A 15,334-nucleotide genomic window follows, 5' to 3' on the forward strand; every position below is an offset into this window, starting at 1 on the left:
GTCCACCTTTGTTACAAAGCCGCTAGCGTGCCCGTGGGTGACCACCTGGCGGTGTAGTGGCCGCGTGGTTGGGCACAACGTGGGCGGCCGCGGGTTCACTCGTAGGTCGCAGTCGCCTGGAGCGCGTCATTGAACACCTCCCAGCCGTTCTGAGGCGGAGTCCGGCGCCCGACGACGTTGAGGTAGTACCCGTCGGAGTCCTCGAGCCAACCGGCGAGAGCTTCGAGGTATTCGTGCAGCGTTGAGTTGGTCGACGGCTCGTCGGCCACAGCGGCGATCGCGAGTGATCTGGCTGTCGCGATGACGGCCTGCTTCCCTGACCCGTGTGCGGCCGATGGGCACCCAGCGAGGCCACAGCTCTCATCGACGTCGAAGCCCCGGTGCTCGAATTCGTAGTGGAAGCAGATGTAGTGCATCTGCTCGAACGTGTCGTATCCGGCTGCGCCGACGCTCACGGGGCGGTGGCATCGGCGGCATAGGCGCTCCATCCCGTGATGATGGCAGAGCGGGTGGCTCGCCACTGGTTCCAGACGGCCGTCCTGTGCCTCGCGGTCTTGAGGGCCTGGCCAGCACGCTGCCACACTAAGCGAGCCGCCTTTACCTAGTGCAGGAGCCTGTCACGATCTCTCGGCTTTCAGCCGTGTGGCGCCTGCGAGGGCTCTGACCAACCCCCTCGAGTCGGTCGCCACCGTGCGTACGGCGTCGACGGGCTCTTCCGGTTCGACGCGCGCATCCCCGCTCCCATGGCGAAGCGCCTCTACGAGTATGCGCAAGCCTGCGGTCGTCCGGTGACGGCCCTGCACGCAGACCTCCTTGCGCACGCACTCTCCTCGTCCGGGCAGAGCACTTCGAGGGAGGCGCCCTGCCCGAACCGGGGCGAGGCGCCGCGCTGCACGATGTTGACGACGAAGATGACGTGGGGCGCGGAATTGGAGGGGCATGACCAAGACGTATGCCGATGCCAGGTCCATGTGGCGCAGCCGAGCGCCGGGTCGTGACGTTCGGGCTCCACCTGTTCCGGTTCGCGGGCGCGCCAGTCGCGATCCCAGGGCCGGGGCAGGGCGCCGGTCTGGCGAGGCGGTCATGAGGGACCCGGTGACCAGGTCGATCTTGAACGGCTCGAGGGGCTTGATGCCCACGCGGGGGACGACGGTCAGTGTGCGTCCCTCGATTCCCGGCTGCTGGTCGTCGCCGGGCGTGGGGCGCGTGCTGCGGATGTCGAAACTGAAGAAGTCGTCCAGGTCCCGAGCCAGTGCCACGGGCAGCGCGTCGACGGCGTCATCGATGTCCTGCAGGCTCGCCCGCAGGTCGACGTCCTTGGAGTGGCGGGCGTCGTCGGCACGGGCGAGGAGCGCCGTTCCGCCCTTGAGGACCCAGGGCTCATCTGGTTCGGCGAACACGCGCGCCAGGAGCCGTTCGTACACGAACTCGCGTAGCAAGCCCTTGGCCGGGCGTCCGGTGCGTACAGCTGCCACGCGGGCCCGGTCCGAGGCGCCGGGGGCCGCTACGCGACGTGGGCCAGGATCGGCTCGAGCAGCTCGGGCAGCGGGTTCGAGCCGAGCGTTCCGTCGTAGCCGCCGGTTGTCTGCACCACGACGAGGTCGTGCTCGGGGAGCAGGTGCAGGCGTTGGTCGCCGTTGCCGATCGCGCCGGCCCAGTGGTCCGGGCCCTCACCGCCGAGGTACCACTGGTAGCCGTACCCGCACCAACCCGTCGAGACGCGCGGGGTCAGCATCCGCGTGATCCAGTCAGGCGCGACGACCTGCCGGCCGCTCCACACGCCGTCGTTGAGCACGAGCTGCCCGATCCGGGCGAGGTCGCGAGGCGCGAACCGGAGCCCGGAGCACGCGATCGGCGTCCGGCCCGGTTCGGCGATCCACTCGACCCGTCCGATGCCGAGCGGCGCGAACAGCCGCCGCTGCGCGAACTCGTGCAACGGCATACCGGTGCCGTCGGCGACGATACGGCCGAGCACCTCCGTGGTGCCGCCGCTGTAGTTCCACCGCTCGCCCGGAGGCTCCTCCACCGGGCGCTCGAGGACGTACCGGTACCGGTCCCGTGCCATCCGCATGGCGATCTCGCCGTTCCTCGGGTCGCGGTACGGCGGCTTCTCCCGCCACTCCATGCCCGTGGTCATGGTCAGAGCGTGCTCGATCGTGATGCCGGACCGCTTCGGGTCGGCGGCGAGGTCGGGATACTCGGGGAACCGCTCCAGCAGTGGCGCGGACACGTCCGGAACGTCGCCGTCGGCCAGCGCGATGCCGTACAGCAGCGCGACGACGCTCTTGGAGACCGAGCGCACGTCGTGCAGCGTGCGAGGCCCGAATGTGACGGTGCCGAGCGGCCTGCCGTGCCGGAAGTCCTTGCCCCGGCCGTACCACTCGGCGACCAATCTGCCGCGGTGGACGACGACGACGCCGTGCAGGCGCGGGTGCCGGGACGCGGCGTGCGCGACCGCGTCGTTCAGCTCGGCGGTCGTGCCGGCGTCGGGCACCGGCCACGGCGCACCCGGCCGACCGTCGCCGACGCGGAGCGTCGGGTTGAGGACGAACCGGAGCAGCATCTGGATCGCGTGCATGCGCGAGATCGTGCCAGGTCAGACAGGTGTGGTCACGCGGGCGCGCGGCCGAAGCGGCGGGCGCGGCGGAGCTCGGTAGTGCCGGGCTGATCACCCCCACGTGTCTGGGGCGAGGCCCGGCATGGGCCGTTCGTAGGGAGCCCCGAGCGGTTCACCGTCCGTGGGCGCGCCGCCGAGCAGCGACCGCGTGATCCGCTCGCCGTCGGCGGTCATCTCCTCGACCGCTGCGCGCAGGTCGTCGTCCCCGGTCTCGCGGCCCGCCTCGGCGGCGAGGAGCACCGCGCGCCGGATCACCTCCTTGACGAACGACGCGGTCACGCCTTCCGTGCGTGCCGCCGCGTCGTCGAGCGCCGGCCCGCCCAGGGGCAGATGACCGCGGTAGAGCTCGAACAGCCGACGCCGCGCACCGGCGTCGGGCAGGGGGATCTCGACGGCCAGGTCGACCCGGCCGGGTCGCTGGGCGAGCGCGCGCTCGAGCAGGTCGGCGCGGTTGGTCGTGAGGACGAAGGCGACGTCGGCGTCGGGTCCGAGGCCGTCCATCGCGTCGAGCACCTCGAACAGCAGCGGCTGAGGGCCGTCGTGGAACGAGCGGTCCTCCGCGATGAGGTCGCAGTCCTCGAGCACGATCATGGCCGGCTGCATCGCCCGCGCGGCCTCGGCGGCCAGCCCGACCTGCCGGGTGGCCCGTTCGAGCGTGCCCGGCGGCAGCACGAAGCGCAGCGTCGCCCCGGCGAGCAGGATGACGGTCGTGCCCTCCGCGCGACGCCGAGAACCACAGCGTGCTGCGCGGGCAAGTCGTGACGACGTCGACGGAGGCGCCGTGGGCTGATCGCGTCGGCGCAGGACGCCGAAGACGCGAAGCAGGCCCGAGAGCTACCAACTCTCGGACCCGATCGCCTCGCCTGCAGCGCGGTTTCCGCGTGCCCGGCGACCCGCCTGGGATCATCCGGGCTCACCAAGGCGATTCAGGCTGGCTGTGGCCGTTGTGTCAGGTTGATGCGGATTTCGCAGAACGGATCACGCCTCCACATCTGAGTTAGGACCGAGCCCTCGGACGCCGGGATTCGCTGCGGCGGATCGGCGGCAGCGATCAGCATCCTCGCCAGCCGGACGCACCCAGTCCGGACCTGATCGGGCACGCGGTTGCTCGTTCCGACGGAGAGCGCCGCGTCGATCCGCTCGCCAACACGTACTTTGTCGGTAGTGTCCAGGCGGCCCTGGTAGTCGCCCATCTTCTCGTTGAAGGCGTGCCAGCGCACCGGGGCCAGTTCGCCCGCAGCGTTGCGGAGGACGTCCTCGCCGAACATGAACTCCATCGAGACCGCACGGCCGTTCACGTCCTCGGCTCCACGCCCCGACGGACCGAGGGTCGGATACCTGTTTGCATAGGGCGCCGTCGGGAGGCATACGGCCACGACCTGCGCCGGCAGGTGGAGCTTCGAGAGTTGCGCGGCAGCCTCGCGTCCCGCCGTGTCGTTGTCGAGCACGGCGATGATGCGGTTCATGACGCCTGCTGCGGCCATGCCCTTGGTGAGGGAAACGACGCGGTCGGTTCCGCCGGGAGGACGCAGGTCAAAGTCAAGGAATCTGAAGAGGTGGGCCACCTCGGGCGCCGCGACCTCCACAGACCGGCGCAGGCGATGCGCATCACTTGATCCCTCGGTGACGACAATGACGGCTCCGTCTGCTGCAACTGTGGCGGACATCCGTAGGCGCGCCTCGCGATGGGGGTTCTCGTCGGGCGTGAGCCAGCCGCCCAGCACGAGATCGGTGAGATCGAGCTTGACCTCGCTCGCCGCGCGCGTTCGGCACAGCGAGAGCGCCAGCGCGAACCGCGGATCATCGAAAGCCTCTCGCAGCCGCTCCCATTGCTCGTGCAGGAAGTGCTCCTCGGGGCGTTCTCGTGGATCGGGGCGGATGCCCGCGCCGGCGGCACGGCCGGAGCGGGTGGTCAGTGCAGCCGTGATCGCAGCGCCGTTGGGATACGCCGCTGTTCCCTCCTGCCACAGGGTGGACAGGCGTCGCTCCTCCTCGTCGTCGAAGAAGGCTGTGCTTAGTCGGCTGACCCAGTCGGAGGAGAATCCCTGAAGTTCCAGCCGCCGCCGCAGGGTTCGGGCCGTCGCCGAATAGCCCATCAGGTCGTCATGCCACGGCAGCGGCAGCCCGTCCGGTTCCGGCGCGTCGGCTGCCCGGTTCTCGTACTCAGCCAACGCCGCGAGCTTCGTGGTGTCCACGAAGCGGTCCTCATCGGCGAAGAGCAGCATCAACTCGTCGGGTACGTAGTTCTTTCCCCATACCGGGATGGCCTGCCCTCCGACCTGAATGCTCCACCACGATCCCACCTGCCAGACCCTAGCCGCGAGTCGGTCCGCGGCAGTGCCGAACGCCGTTGTTTGACATGCCATGATTCCGGCATGCCAGAGCAGACCGTCAAGGACGTCGACCGACGCCTCGTCAGGTGGGCCCACATGTGGGCCGCGGCGGCGTCCGCGACGTACGAGACCATTGAGTCCATCTCGATGCCCGAGTCGCCTGCAACGGAGATCGGACGCCGCGACGCGATGACCATGGTCCTTGTCGACGCTGTGCGCAATGTCGTCCGCGGGGCCGAACTGGCCGTCGGCAGAGAGAGCGAGATCGTCCGACGCTTCAGCGAAGAGCATCCCGCCCTCAAGGACCTCCGCGACAGGTTCGAGCACTACGAGGACTACGTCCGGGGCACCGGCAATGCGCAGCGCTCGGGCCGGACCTATAAGGGTGACCCATTGGACCTGGAAGAAGAGGGAATCCGGATCTCGGCGTCCAGCGGGGGCGGCCCCGAGGGCCACCTGGTGAGCGTCGTCGTGATCGAGCGCGACGAAAACGACAAAGCGGCAGAAGTCGTTTATGAAGCGCCGTCCAGGACGATCGCCGTGGCGGTTCGCCGCCTGGCCCGCGATCTGGTCAACGCGGCCAGCATGCTCGACGAGCGCCACCTCGAGCGCTGCGAGATCTGCGCGGCCCCGGAGGGAATCTGAGCGCCAGTCCGTCCCGCGACGGGACCGGCCGACGATAGCGCCCGGCCGCGCGCAGGGATCGGGGCTCGTCACAGACGAGGGTGTAGCCGAGCGTTGGAGCCTCGGTCGGCCATCCTCAATGTGCCGATCCTCTGCGCAGGAATGCCTCGCGCTATTGAGGCGTGACTGTTGCCGCTGCCATACTCAACGGAGCCGCCTGTACCTAGTGCAGGGGTAGACGTCGGGCGCAAATCACAGGCCCGAGGTAGAGCCAGGGCCTGACCACACCCTGCTGATCGGACTGACCACCCGAACGAGCGGATCTACGGATCCGGTAGTTCGAGTTGTGTTTGGTTCGAGAGCAGGTGGGGAGCATGGCGGAAGGCAAGAACGAATCGGTCGTGGTCCCGTCAACGAGGACGGGCCGGCCGCCGACGCGCGACCGTGCGTACGGCGTCGACGGGCTCTTCCGGTTCGACGCGCGCATCCCCGCTCCTCTGGCGAAGCGCCTCTACGAGTATGCGCAAGCCTGCGGTCGTCCGGTGACGGCCGTGCACGCAGACCTCCTTGCGCGCGCCCTCGACGACGTCGACGGAGGCGCCGTGGGCTGATCGCGTCGGCGCAGGACGCCGAAAACGCGAAACAGGCCCGAGAGCTACCAACTCTCGGACCCGATCGCCTCGCTGCAGCGGACCTCTACTTCCGCTGGTTCTGAAACACCCACCGCGCATTTGGGGGTACTTCTATGTCTTCAGCACGTCCAGAGTGCTCTTCTGGAACTCCGTCCGTCAATCGCAACGACCGCCACAGCGTCGGGTCGACGACCAAGCCCAGGTCCACCGTCCTCACACTTCCGAAGACGACGTGGCGCATCCGCACGCTCACCGGCGGCGCGCACGAGTGGGACTGGCGCAGCGGCGCACCGCAGACTCGCGATCTCGCTCCTTCTCGCCGTCCTGCCGCTGACGCCATGTCGCGGCACGCACCCGTCCGGATGATGTCGCAGACCACCGGCGCATTTCTCCTGCTCGAGTCCGGTCTCGAGTACGAACTCGCACGCCAGCTCGACCGTGAACCGAACGTCGTCTGGCTCGTCGGTCAGCCACTCCTTCTGGAGTTCAAGGGCGGACCGCGGCACACACCCGACCTGCTGGCTGAGCACGCTGACGGTCGCGTCGTCGTCTGGGACGCGCGCCCCGTCGAGAAGCGCGACGAGAAGTTCGAGCGGGTCGCGGAACTGACCGAGCGGGCCTGCGAGTCCGTCGGCTGGGAGTACGCGCTCTTCGACTCCCCGGACACGACCGAGCAGCTCAACCTGTTCTGGCTCCGCAACTACCGGCACGCACCCGGATGGCCGCACCTGGATCTACGCCGCCACCTTCTCCGCCGGGCTGCGACGCCCGTATCCATCGGAGACGTCCTCGGTTCCGACCAGGGCGATGGCCACCTCACCGCGGTGATGTGGCACTTGCTGTGGACCGGCGAGCTGGTCATCGACATCAGCCAGCGCATCACCCCGGAGACGCTCGTGACCACATCGGAGGCAACCCGTGTTTGAGAACAGGCTCACCGTCGAGGCCGGCACCATGGTCCTCACCGATGACGGCACCTCCCTCGTGCTCAAGGTTGACCGCGCAGGCATCGAGCTGCGCGACGCCCGCGGCCGGGTCAGCTGGGTTGACTGGCCTGACCTCGGCACGGTCGAGCCGATCGATGGCAGCCAGCCCGACGACGCGCCAGCGCTGCGCAGCTTTGCAGAAGACTGGGAACGGCTCGACAAGACGACTCGCGAGGAGGCGTACTTCCGCCTCGGCATCGTCCAGGAGATCCGCACCGGCTACCGGCACGGCCACGCGGAACTCGCGCTGCCGGGCGAGCCGTCGGAACTCTTCGACCCGAACCGGGGTCTGTCGGTGCACGAGCGGTGCACGCGCATGGCCCAGCGCCTGGCTCACGAAGCGATGACCTCTCGCATGGGCACGGAGCGCCGAGCACCCTCAGTTCGCACGATCGAGCTCTGGGTGAACCGCTACGAGACCGGTGGCCTGCTCGGACTTGTCGACGGCCGGCGGGCCAAGCGCGTTGAGGTGTTCGCAACGCTGCCGCTGGAGTTCCGGCTCATCGGCGCGGAGGTGCTCGCCGAGTTCGACGGCAGCGTATCCACTGTCAACCGGCGCGAGGTCCGTCGCCGAATCAAGGAGCGCATGCACAAGGCGGACTTGGACAGCAAGGTCCCCAATCGCGTCGCCGGGCGCTACATCTCGCACCTGATGGACACCAAGGGCGGCACCACGAGAGCGCAGCGATCCAACCACCTGCGCGGCATCTCGGGGACCGAGTCCTACCCCGGGATGGTGCCTGGCCAGGTGGTCGCGATCGACGTCACCCGGGCAGACGTGCTGGTGTGGTGCCCGGTTCGCGGCGCGGCGTGCAGCGTCGAGATCATCTCCGCGATCGACGTCGCCACCCGCATGATCCTCGCCTTGCGCGTCGTGCCGATGAGCGCCGACGCCCACGACGCCGCCATGCTCCTCTACGACGTCATGCGCCCCTTCTCTCAGGTCGTCGAGGGCACCACCGTCCACGATTGGGCGTGGGCGGGTGTTCCGCAGGAGATCGAGTTCTACTCCGACACTGCGGACGCGAGCCCCGACTGTTCGGGCGTCGAGGTGACCTGCCCGCGGAGCTGCAGAAACATGCACATCGCGCCGGGACTCCAAGGCACGCACATGATCCCCGGGGTCAAGCCGTCGGCGATCCGGGCCGACCACGGCTCTATCTTCGTCTCCCAGGTGTTCCGTGACCTGCTGGCACGGTTCGGTATCGACCTGGCGCTGTCACGCACCCGGCGCCCGATCGACAACGGCATCCTGGAGCGGTACCACGAGACCCTCCAGCGAGCTCTGCAGCAGCTCGCCGGCTACAAGGGCCGCAACCCGTCCGAGCGCGGACGCACAGTTGGCCTCAAAGGCTCCCATACCGAGGAACCGCTCCTGACCGCGGCGGAGTTGGAGAAGTTCCTGCGCCGCTGGATCGCGCTCGACTATCACCGCAGCCCGCACACCGGGCTGCATCTGCCCGGTGCCGAGCACACCGACCTGCGCCCGATCGACATGTTCGACGCTCTGCTCAAGGTCACCGGGCGTCTCCACGTCCCGCAGCGGCCCGACCTGATCTTCGACTTCCTTCCCGTGCGATGGGGAACCGTCGGACAGTCGGGCGTCGAGTTCGCCGACCTCACGTACGACGGCCCCGAGCTGCACGGCCTGCGAGCCGTGCCCAAGGGCACCTTCCGGGCCGAGGACCGAGCCATGCCGTTCCACTACGACCCGCACGACGTCACGAGGATCTGGTTTCGCCGCCCCGACACCGGGCGGATCGTGGAAGTGGCCTGGCGCAAGGCGTACCTGACCAAGGCGCCCCTGACGGAGGCACTCGCTCAGCATGTGCGCGGCGAGGTCCGGCGGCGCCCGGGCGGTGCCCACCTGTCCGTCACTGCTGCCGAGGACGAGATCATCAAGGAACTCGGCAACCTCCTGGACGGCATCGTTCCGAAGGACTGGAAGAAGAGGCTCTCCAGTGCGCGCCTTCGGTACGAGACCTCCCGGCGAGATCACTCCGAGTCGGAGATGGCGACGACAGTCGCCGAACTCGTCGCGAGCCAGACCCCGGTGCCAGCGACGCCGCCAGCACAGACGGAGAGGGACCTCTCGATCTGGGCGGACTCCTGGCCCTTCATGCCACCCGAGTCAGACGGGGGCGACGTCGCATGAACGCGCGACGGCCTGTGAACACCGAGAGCGTCCTCAACGCCACCACGTGGCACAGGGAGGCTCGCAAGACCCCGGCGGCGCGGCCGCCCGTGCACACGGTCCATGATCTTCGTGCCATGCCACAGCGTGTACTTACGCGCTACATCCGCGATCGCGACGCGTGGATCAAGAACCTGGTGTTCCCTTGGGCGGCTGGCAACGAGGCAGTCTCCATGATCGCCCAGGTCGTCGACGAGAATCAGTACGGGCCACCCGGAGCAAAGGAGATCGTCGCGATCACGGCTCCGTTCACGGCGGGGAAGTCGACGCTCGTGCGCGGCTGGGCCAACGGCTACTACCGGGAGCTGATCGGTGCGGCGATCCAGAGCGCCGCCCAGCCCACGTGGCGGCCCCGGCCCGGAGTGGAGGCCGTCCATGCTCCGGTCGTGTGGATCGACCTCGGGTCGGCGAGCAAGCAGCGAACCCTGACCATGCAGATCCTCGACTACTTCGGGTACCCGATCTCAGGACGCATCCCCGACCTGATCGTCCGCTTCTCCCACGTAGTCGCGAACCACCAGGTGCGCCTGATCATCGTGGACGACATCCACCTACTCAAGGTCGACCAGCGCGACTCGCGACAGGTACTCGACCACCTCAAACACATCAACACCGTCCTCGGGCAGCAGGGCGGGTCGCTCGTCTTCGTCGGCAAGAAGGACAACAAAGACGGCCTGGTCTTCAACGACCCTCAGCTCGCAGGTCGCCTGCAACTGAACGAGCTCCACACCTTCGCGGCCGACACCCCGAGCCAGGTCGCGGAGTGGCAGACGTTCCTGCACGGTGCCGAACACATGCTCCTGCCGTACCTGCCCGCTGCCTCGCCTGGACTCCTGGCCAGCACCCATGCTCCGCGGATCTGGCGGCGCACGCAGGGGTTCATTGGCGATACGGCAAAACTGCTCAAGCGCGCCACCATCCAGGCAGCGCTCGACGGGTCGTGGACGATCACAGCAGGCCATCTGGATGCACAGCGGTTGTCGTTCAGGGCGACCACGAGGGAGCAGGCCCTCCGCGGCCGTCGGGCACCCGCTCCGGTTGAGCACAACGTGGAGGTGTCGGCATGACTGAGCAACTGCTCCCGGTGCGACCCGACCCGGAAGCAGGCGAAGACCTCTACTCGTTGGCTGAACGGACGGCCGCCATGAACGGTATGCACCTTGCAGCGCTCGGTCTCACGCCCAGGACCTTGGTCCGGCGCTCCGCCAACCCAGCAGTGGTCGACCGCCTGTGCTTCGCGCTCGGGCTGAGCGCGAGCACTGCGAAGGCAATGACGGTCGACGTCTACCCGCGCTCGGTCGCAGGCCGGCCGGGCCACTCCCAGTCGCGGAGTTGGCGGCTGCCGGGCGTGCAGTGGACGTGCCCACGATGCACCTCGAGGACGGGCATCTACCTGCGCGACTGGCAGCTCGCGCTTCATCCTCTGTGCGTCGAATGCCCGTCGCTGCTTGAGCGGCCCGACGATCCGTGGTCCGATGCCGAGCAGCCCGACCGGCGGGCCGTGGCGACTCAGCGTCGCCTCGCCGGCACCCTGGCGAAGGCGCGCACAAGCCCTCTGGACGCGAAGCAGCTCCGGCGCCTGTACACGCTCATCACGCTGATCGCGTTCACGGCCGACGACGAGTGGCCCTTGCTGCTCGGGTGGGAGGCCGAGGTGCGCGAGGCACTCACGGACCGGCACCGCGACTGGACCAAGCGGCCCGCAGCCCAGCCGTCCCATGCCGCAGTGCTAGTTCTGGAGTGCTCACGCGCGCTGGGGGACCGCCAGTCTCGGCGTCGGCTGGTGCAGGAGGGGTGGGAGCGACTCAGTGACGATCCAGTACTGGCCAGGTACGGCCAGCGGGGCGACTGGAACAGCCTGCTGCCTGACATCAACGCCGACGCCCCGAGCAGCGGGATCCCCGTCTGGGACGTCGACGCCTGGCGGCGGTACCGGGCCCTGGCGCACGACCTCGTAGACCTGCAGGAAGGGACGGGACTGCGCGCCGACCACGTCCCTGCCTGGGACCTGCGGCCAGGGGAGATTTTCGCCCCGCCCGAGGACGACCTGGCGCAGCGGGTCGAGGTCGCCGTCACGACGCACATGCTCGTGGCCGGCCCGGTGCACAACAAGGACACCGAGCGCCGGTCCCGAATCGCACTGGGCGTCACAGGGTCGGGCTGGACGACACGCCGCCTCGCATACGGGCGCGGCATCGCCTCCACGGCCGCGAACGAGATCCGGCAGCTCGCCCAGGCGCTCGTCGAGGACGGTCTGGTCGACTACGCCGAGCGACGTCGTCACCTCGGCGAGGCACCCGGGCTGACCCGCCACCTGCAGGGCCTCTTCCAGTCGTGGAACCCGTATGCCCCTGTGCCGATGGAGGCCGTCGAGACGTGGCTATGGGTCGCGATGACACGCAGCCCACCTGCGGAGGGCTTCCTCCTCGACTCCGCACTCGAGCTCGATCGACGCCTCGACCCCGAACAGCGGATGGTCCTGCATCAGGCGGTGGTGGAGTACCTCGCGGACGTCGCTGAGCCTGACCTGCTCGTTGCCGAGCGCGAGCACGACGATGTTGTTGTCGCCGACGTGTGGGAGGTCGGCGCATGAGCCCGCTCCCGGTGCGGTCCCAGCCCGCCGGAGGCCAGTGCATCACCGACTGGCTCGAGCACGTAGCGGAGGACAACGGTCTGCTGACCACCCAGCTCGAATCCGCACTCCGGCGGGGCGGGGGCATGACGCGCTTCCTGGCCGTGAAGCCCGACCACCGCACTCTCGCGTCGATCACCGACCTGACCGGCGCCCCGCAGCCTAAGGTCGTCGCGGGTACGTTGTCGCGCTTCGACGGCACCGCCCTCGATCTGGACGGGCTCGACCCGCGGCGGTGGTCGTCCTGGCGGAACGTCGCCGGGCGGGGCTGGTTCCGTCTGCGGGGCACCGCGGCATGCCCGGAGTGCCTGGCCGACGATGGCTGCTGGATGGTCGCCTGGCGGCTGCCCACTGTTACGGTCTGCACCCGGCACCGCAGGTACCTGATCGAGCGCTGCCCAGGCTGTGGACGACGGTTCGCCGACCACCCCCACGAGCCACTCCGGCACGGAGCCGGGACCTGCTGCCTCAACCCGATCGGTGAACGCACCGTGTGCGACCTCGACGTCTCGAGACTCGGCACGCGAATGGCTCAAGGTGACGACCTCGCACGCCAGGAGCGGCACGATCTCGCATGTACCGGGACAGCGGTTGTCACGCTGGGCGAGTTGTCGCCCGTCAAGGAGTACCTGACCGACGTCCGGCATCTCTCGGTCCTGCTCCTGCACCTCGCGAGCCAGGCCGACGCCGAGAGCCTCGGCCCTTGGGTGGAGCCGATTCGAAGGGAAGCACGGGACACCCGGCGGGTGCGCTGGCACCTGTCACCGCCATCCGACCCGCGGGTCCGATCCGGCGTGCTGACCACCGCCGACGGGATCCTCGCCGCACCGACCGTGAGCGCTGCAGCAGACCTCCTGGCCCCATGGATCGAGACTGCACCCACCGGCACCGAGTCACGGCTGGCCTGGCTCGCCGACCGCACCACGATGACCCCGACCCTTAGCCGCCTCACCAGGGCAGCCCTCGCGCCGCACGAGCGCATCAGCACCCACCTACGCAGAACGATCAGTTCGATCGACCCGGCTCGGATCCCTCAGGTCGTCCCGGAACCGCTCTACCGTCGCCATGCCGTGCACTTGTTCACCACGAACAAGGGTGAGACGAACCGCTTGTTCGTCTCCCTCTGCCTGGCCCGACAGTCCGGCACGGCGACGTGGGCCAAGGCCGCTGAGCTCCTTGGCCTCGACGGCGACCTCGGCACCCGAACCGCGCGCAGCGTCACCGCCCGAAGCCGCCCCGACCCGCGAAACCTCACCACGGCACTCGACGCGATCCGCGCGGACCTGACAGGCAACTACAGGAGCCGTGAGCAACAGGTTCACGCCCTGATGAGAAGCGATACATGGTTCGAGCAGTGGGCCGACGATCACCGCCCTGCAACGCGGGCGAGTTCCCACCCGTACGCGGTCAGCTACCTGTGGTGCTTGCACGCCGGCGGAATGCTGGCTACCAGCCCGGCGTGGACGACACCGCCACCCCGCCTCGTCCGCGTCGCCTACAGGCAGTTTGCAGCCTCCCTGCGCCCCTTGGCAGCCGCGGCTCTCCTCGCAGCAGCACGAACTCCGCCCGTAGGAGGCGCAGCGTGAACGCCCCAGGTCAGACGACGGCGCTGGGTGGCTCCCGATACAGCGACCAAACTGTGGTCCGGGCGTACGCCGAAGGACTGCTCGGTCGACGGCGCACTCCGCGCCCGGGCTGGGAGAAGGACGCCGCGTGCGTCGGCGACGAGCGCTTCTACGAGCGCGACACCGTGACGCCCGCTGTCGTCGCGCACCAACGACGAGTCTGCTCGGCATGCCCGGTCACGGCCGACTGCCTCCTCGACGCCCTGGCACACGAACGTGTCGAACCGGGCTGGCAGGTCAGCACCCGCGGCGGCCTCCTCGCCAGGGAACGCCGCCACCTCACCAAGCGCACCCGACCGGAGCAGTCATGACCAGCTACATCGAGATCGCCAACCTCGGCCGCATCGCTCAGAAGGCCGTCCACGAACTCAAGATCTCCGGTGGACACGTCCCCATCACCCGCCTCGGACAGCCCACCGGCTCCCACCTCACCGTGGCGAAGCCCGCCGCACCCCTCGCGTTGCCAGACGCGATCGAGGAGGCAGCCCGACTCCTTGCCGCGTTTGATGACGTTCCGCCCGAGGACATGACGGACACCTTCTACCTCCACGCGTACAACGAACTCACCATCGTGCTCGAGGACCTGCTCATGGCGCTGGGGGAGCCCTGAACGCCTGCCCGAACCGCGTCGTCGCAGCCAAATCGAGGGGTCGCACACGTGTAGCGGACTACTGACGCCCCCGACCTCGCGCAAGCGCGTCTACCCGGTAACGGCGCACCCAGCCCGCGGTCGGAGAGAGTGGCAGCCCGCTCAAGCCGGCCCGGTCCGAGGGAGACCCTCGCGCTGCGGGCGCGATGGGCCTCCCGCATCACGAGCCGGCGATCTTGCCCGTGGTGACCGACCGGCTTAGAGCTCGTTTCAGACTGGCTGGTCGGGAAGCTTGCGCCAGCAGATGATGGCGCAGGCGAGCTGCATCAGGCCGAGGTGGAGGTCGGCGCGGCGTTCGTAGCGTGTCCGCAGGCGTTTGAACTGGTGGAGCCAGGCGAAGCCGCGTTCGACGACCCACCGCTTCTTCCCGAGCCCGGAGCCGTGAGCCACGCCGCGGCGGGCGATCTTGGGGGTGATGCCGCGGGCGCGTAGCTGGCGGCGGTAGACGTCGTAGTCGTAGCCGCGGTCGGCGAACAGCCGCTTGGGCTTGCGCCGTGGCCTGCCCACCACGCCGCGGATCGAGGGCAGCGAGTCGACCAGCGGCAGCAGCTGGGTCACGTCGTGCCGGTTCCCACCGGTCAGGCTCACCTGCAGGGGGGGTGCCGTTCGCGTCGACGATCAGGTGGTGCTTGGAGCCGGGGCCGCGGTCGACCGGGGACGGGCCGACATGGTCCCCCCTTTGAGGGCCCGCACGTGGGAGCCGTCGATGCTCATCTCGTCCAGATCGAGCAGCCCTTCGCGGCGCATCTGGGCCAGCAGCGCTTCGCGCAGCGCCGGCCAGACCCCGGCCTCACTCCCGCAGCCGCCGCCAGCAGGTGACCCCCGAGACGCCGAGGACAGTCTGCGGGACCTAGGCCCACCCCACCCCGTGACGAAGCACGAACACGATCCCGGCCAGCGCCGCCCGGTCATCGGACCGTCGCCGACCGTAATGCCGGTACGGACGCGGCTTCGGCGCCGGAAGCAGCGGAGCAACCTGCTCCCACAGCCCGTCAGGGACCAGATCCTCGATCACGAGCCCGCAGCCTGCCCGATCCCCCGA

General features: G+C 69.0%; 14 protein-coding genes and 1 pseudogene. 9 read left to right on the forward strand and 6 right to left on the reverse strand.

All coding sequences use genetic code 11. The features are described from left to right. Window positions 1-95 precede the first annotated feature (95 nt). The 5 genes from IE250_RS08330 to IE250_RS08350 all read right to left on the reverse strand — a co-directional run bounded on the left by IE250_RS08330 (window position 96) and on the right by IE250_RS08350 (window position 4,920). A complete protein-coding gene (locus tag IE250_RS08330; protein ID WP_189668792.1) occupies window positions 96-455 on the reverse strand; it encodes a DUF7660 family protein in 360 nt (119 codons plus the stop codon). A gap of 162 nt (window positions 456-617) precedes the next feature. After that, a complete protein-coding gene (locus IE250_RS25040) occupies window positions 618-1,475 on the reverse strand; it encodes a nucleotidyl transferase AbiEii/AbiGii toxin family protein (protein WP_189668793.1) in 858 nt (285 codons plus the stop codon). A gap of 29 nt (window positions 1,476-1,504) precedes the next feature. Further along, entirely contained in the window at window positions 1,505-2,578 is a 1,074-nt protein-coding gene (locus IE250_RS08340) for a serine hydrolase domain-containing protein (protein ID WP_189668794.1), read from the reverse strand. A 90-nt stretch (window positions 2,579-2,668) separates the two neighbouring features. Next, on the reverse strand, window positions 2,669-3,289 hold the full coding sequence (locus IE250_RS08345) for an AAA family ATPase (RefSeq protein ID WP_308434118.1): 621 nt from the start codon (window positions 3,287-3,289) through the stop codon (window positions 2,669-2,671). A 254-nt stretch (window positions 3,290-3,543) separates the two neighbouring features. Beyond that, on the reverse strand, window positions 3,544-4,920 hold the full coding sequence (locus IE250_RS08350) for a HEPN/Toprim-associated domain-containing protein (RefSeq protein WP_189668795.1): 1,377 nt from the start codon (window positions 4,918-4,920) through the stop codon (window positions 3,544-3,546). A gap of 72 nt (window positions 4,921-4,992) precedes the next feature. On the opposite strand from IE250_RS08350, the gene IE250_RS08355 reads away from it, so the two are divergent. The 9 genes from IE250_RS08355 (at window position 4,993) to IE250_RS08390 (ending at window position 14,253) form a co-directional block, all read left to right on the forward strand. After that, window positions 4,993-5,595, forward strand: coding sequence for a hypothetical protein (locus tag IE250_RS08355; protein WP_189668796.1), 603 nt, complete (start codon window positions 4,993-4,995; stop codon window positions 5,593-5,595). A gap of 353 nt (window positions 5,596-5,948) precedes the next feature. After that, a complete protein-coding gene (locus IE250_RS08360) occupies window positions 5,949-6,185 on the forward strand; it encodes a mechanosensitive ion channel protein MscS (RefSeq protein WP_189668797.1) in 237 nt (78 codons plus the stop codon). A gap of 134 nt (window positions 6,186-6,319) precedes the next feature. After that, window positions 6,320-7,132, forward strand: a complete 813-nt coding sequence (locus tag IE250_RS08365) for a TnsA-like heteromeric transposase endonuclease subunit (protein WP_189668798.1) — start codon at window positions 6,320-6,322, stop codon at window positions 7,130-7,132. Beyond that, a complete protein-coding gene (locus IE250_RS08370; RefSeq protein WP_189668799.1) occupies window positions 7,125-9,347 on the forward strand; it encodes a Mu transposase C-terminal domain-containing protein in 2,223 nt (740 codons plus the stop codon). The genes IE250_RS08365 and IE250_RS08370 overlap by 8 nt, the downstream gene beginning before the upstream one ends. Window positions 9,348-9,463: 116 nt before the next feature. Continuing rightward, the gene (locus IE250_RS08375) at window positions 9,464-10,453 is read left to right on the forward strand and encodes a TniB family NTP-binding protein (protein WP_189668800.1); all 990 of its coding nucleotides are present in this window, start codon (window positions 9,464-9,466) and stop codon (window positions 10,451-10,453) included. Next, window positions 10,450-11,979: a TniQ family protein gene (locus IE250_RS08380; RefSeq protein ID WP_189668801.1), complete on the forward strand. Its 1,530-nt coding sequence runs from the start codon at window positions 10,450-10,452 to the stop codon at window positions 11,977-11,979. The genes IE250_RS08375 and IE250_RS08380 overlap by 4 nt, the downstream gene beginning before the upstream one ends. Continuing rightward, on the forward strand, window positions 11,976-13,604 hold the full coding sequence (locus tag IE250_RS24435; RefSeq protein WP_229872269.1) for a TniQ family protein: 1,629 nt from the start codon (window positions 11,976-11,978) through the stop codon (window positions 13,602-13,604). The genes IE250_RS08380 and IE250_RS24435 overlap by 4 nt, the downstream gene beginning before the upstream one ends. Next, complete coding sequence (locus IE250_RS24440) at window positions 13,601-13,954, forward strand: WhiB family transcriptional regulator (RefSeq protein ID WP_229872270.1); 354 nt, start codon at window positions 13,601-13,603, stop codon at window positions 13,952-13,954. The genes IE250_RS24435 and IE250_RS24440 overlap by 4 nt, the downstream gene beginning before the upstream one ends. After that, window positions 13,951-14,253, forward strand: a complete 303-nt coding sequence (locus IE250_RS08390; RefSeq protein WP_189668803.1) for a hypothetical protein — start codon at window positions 13,951-13,953, stop codon at window positions 14,251-14,253. Before IE250_RS24440 ends, IE250_RS08390 begins: the two co-directional genes overlap by 4 nt. A gap of 249 nt (window positions 14,254-14,502) precedes the next feature. On the opposite strand, the pseudogene IE250_RS08395 reads toward IE250_RS08390, so the two are convergent. Further along, window positions 14,503-15,307, reverse strand: a pseudogene (locus IE250_RS08395) (IS5 family transposase). Between the last annotated feature and the right edge of the window lie 27 nt (window positions 15,308-15,334).

Origin of the sequence: Promicromonospora soli (genome assembly GCF_014653785.1) — a bacterium.
Lineage (GTDB): Bacteria > Actinomycetota > Actinomycetes > Actinomycetales > Cellulomonadaceae > Promicromonospora > Promicromonospora soli.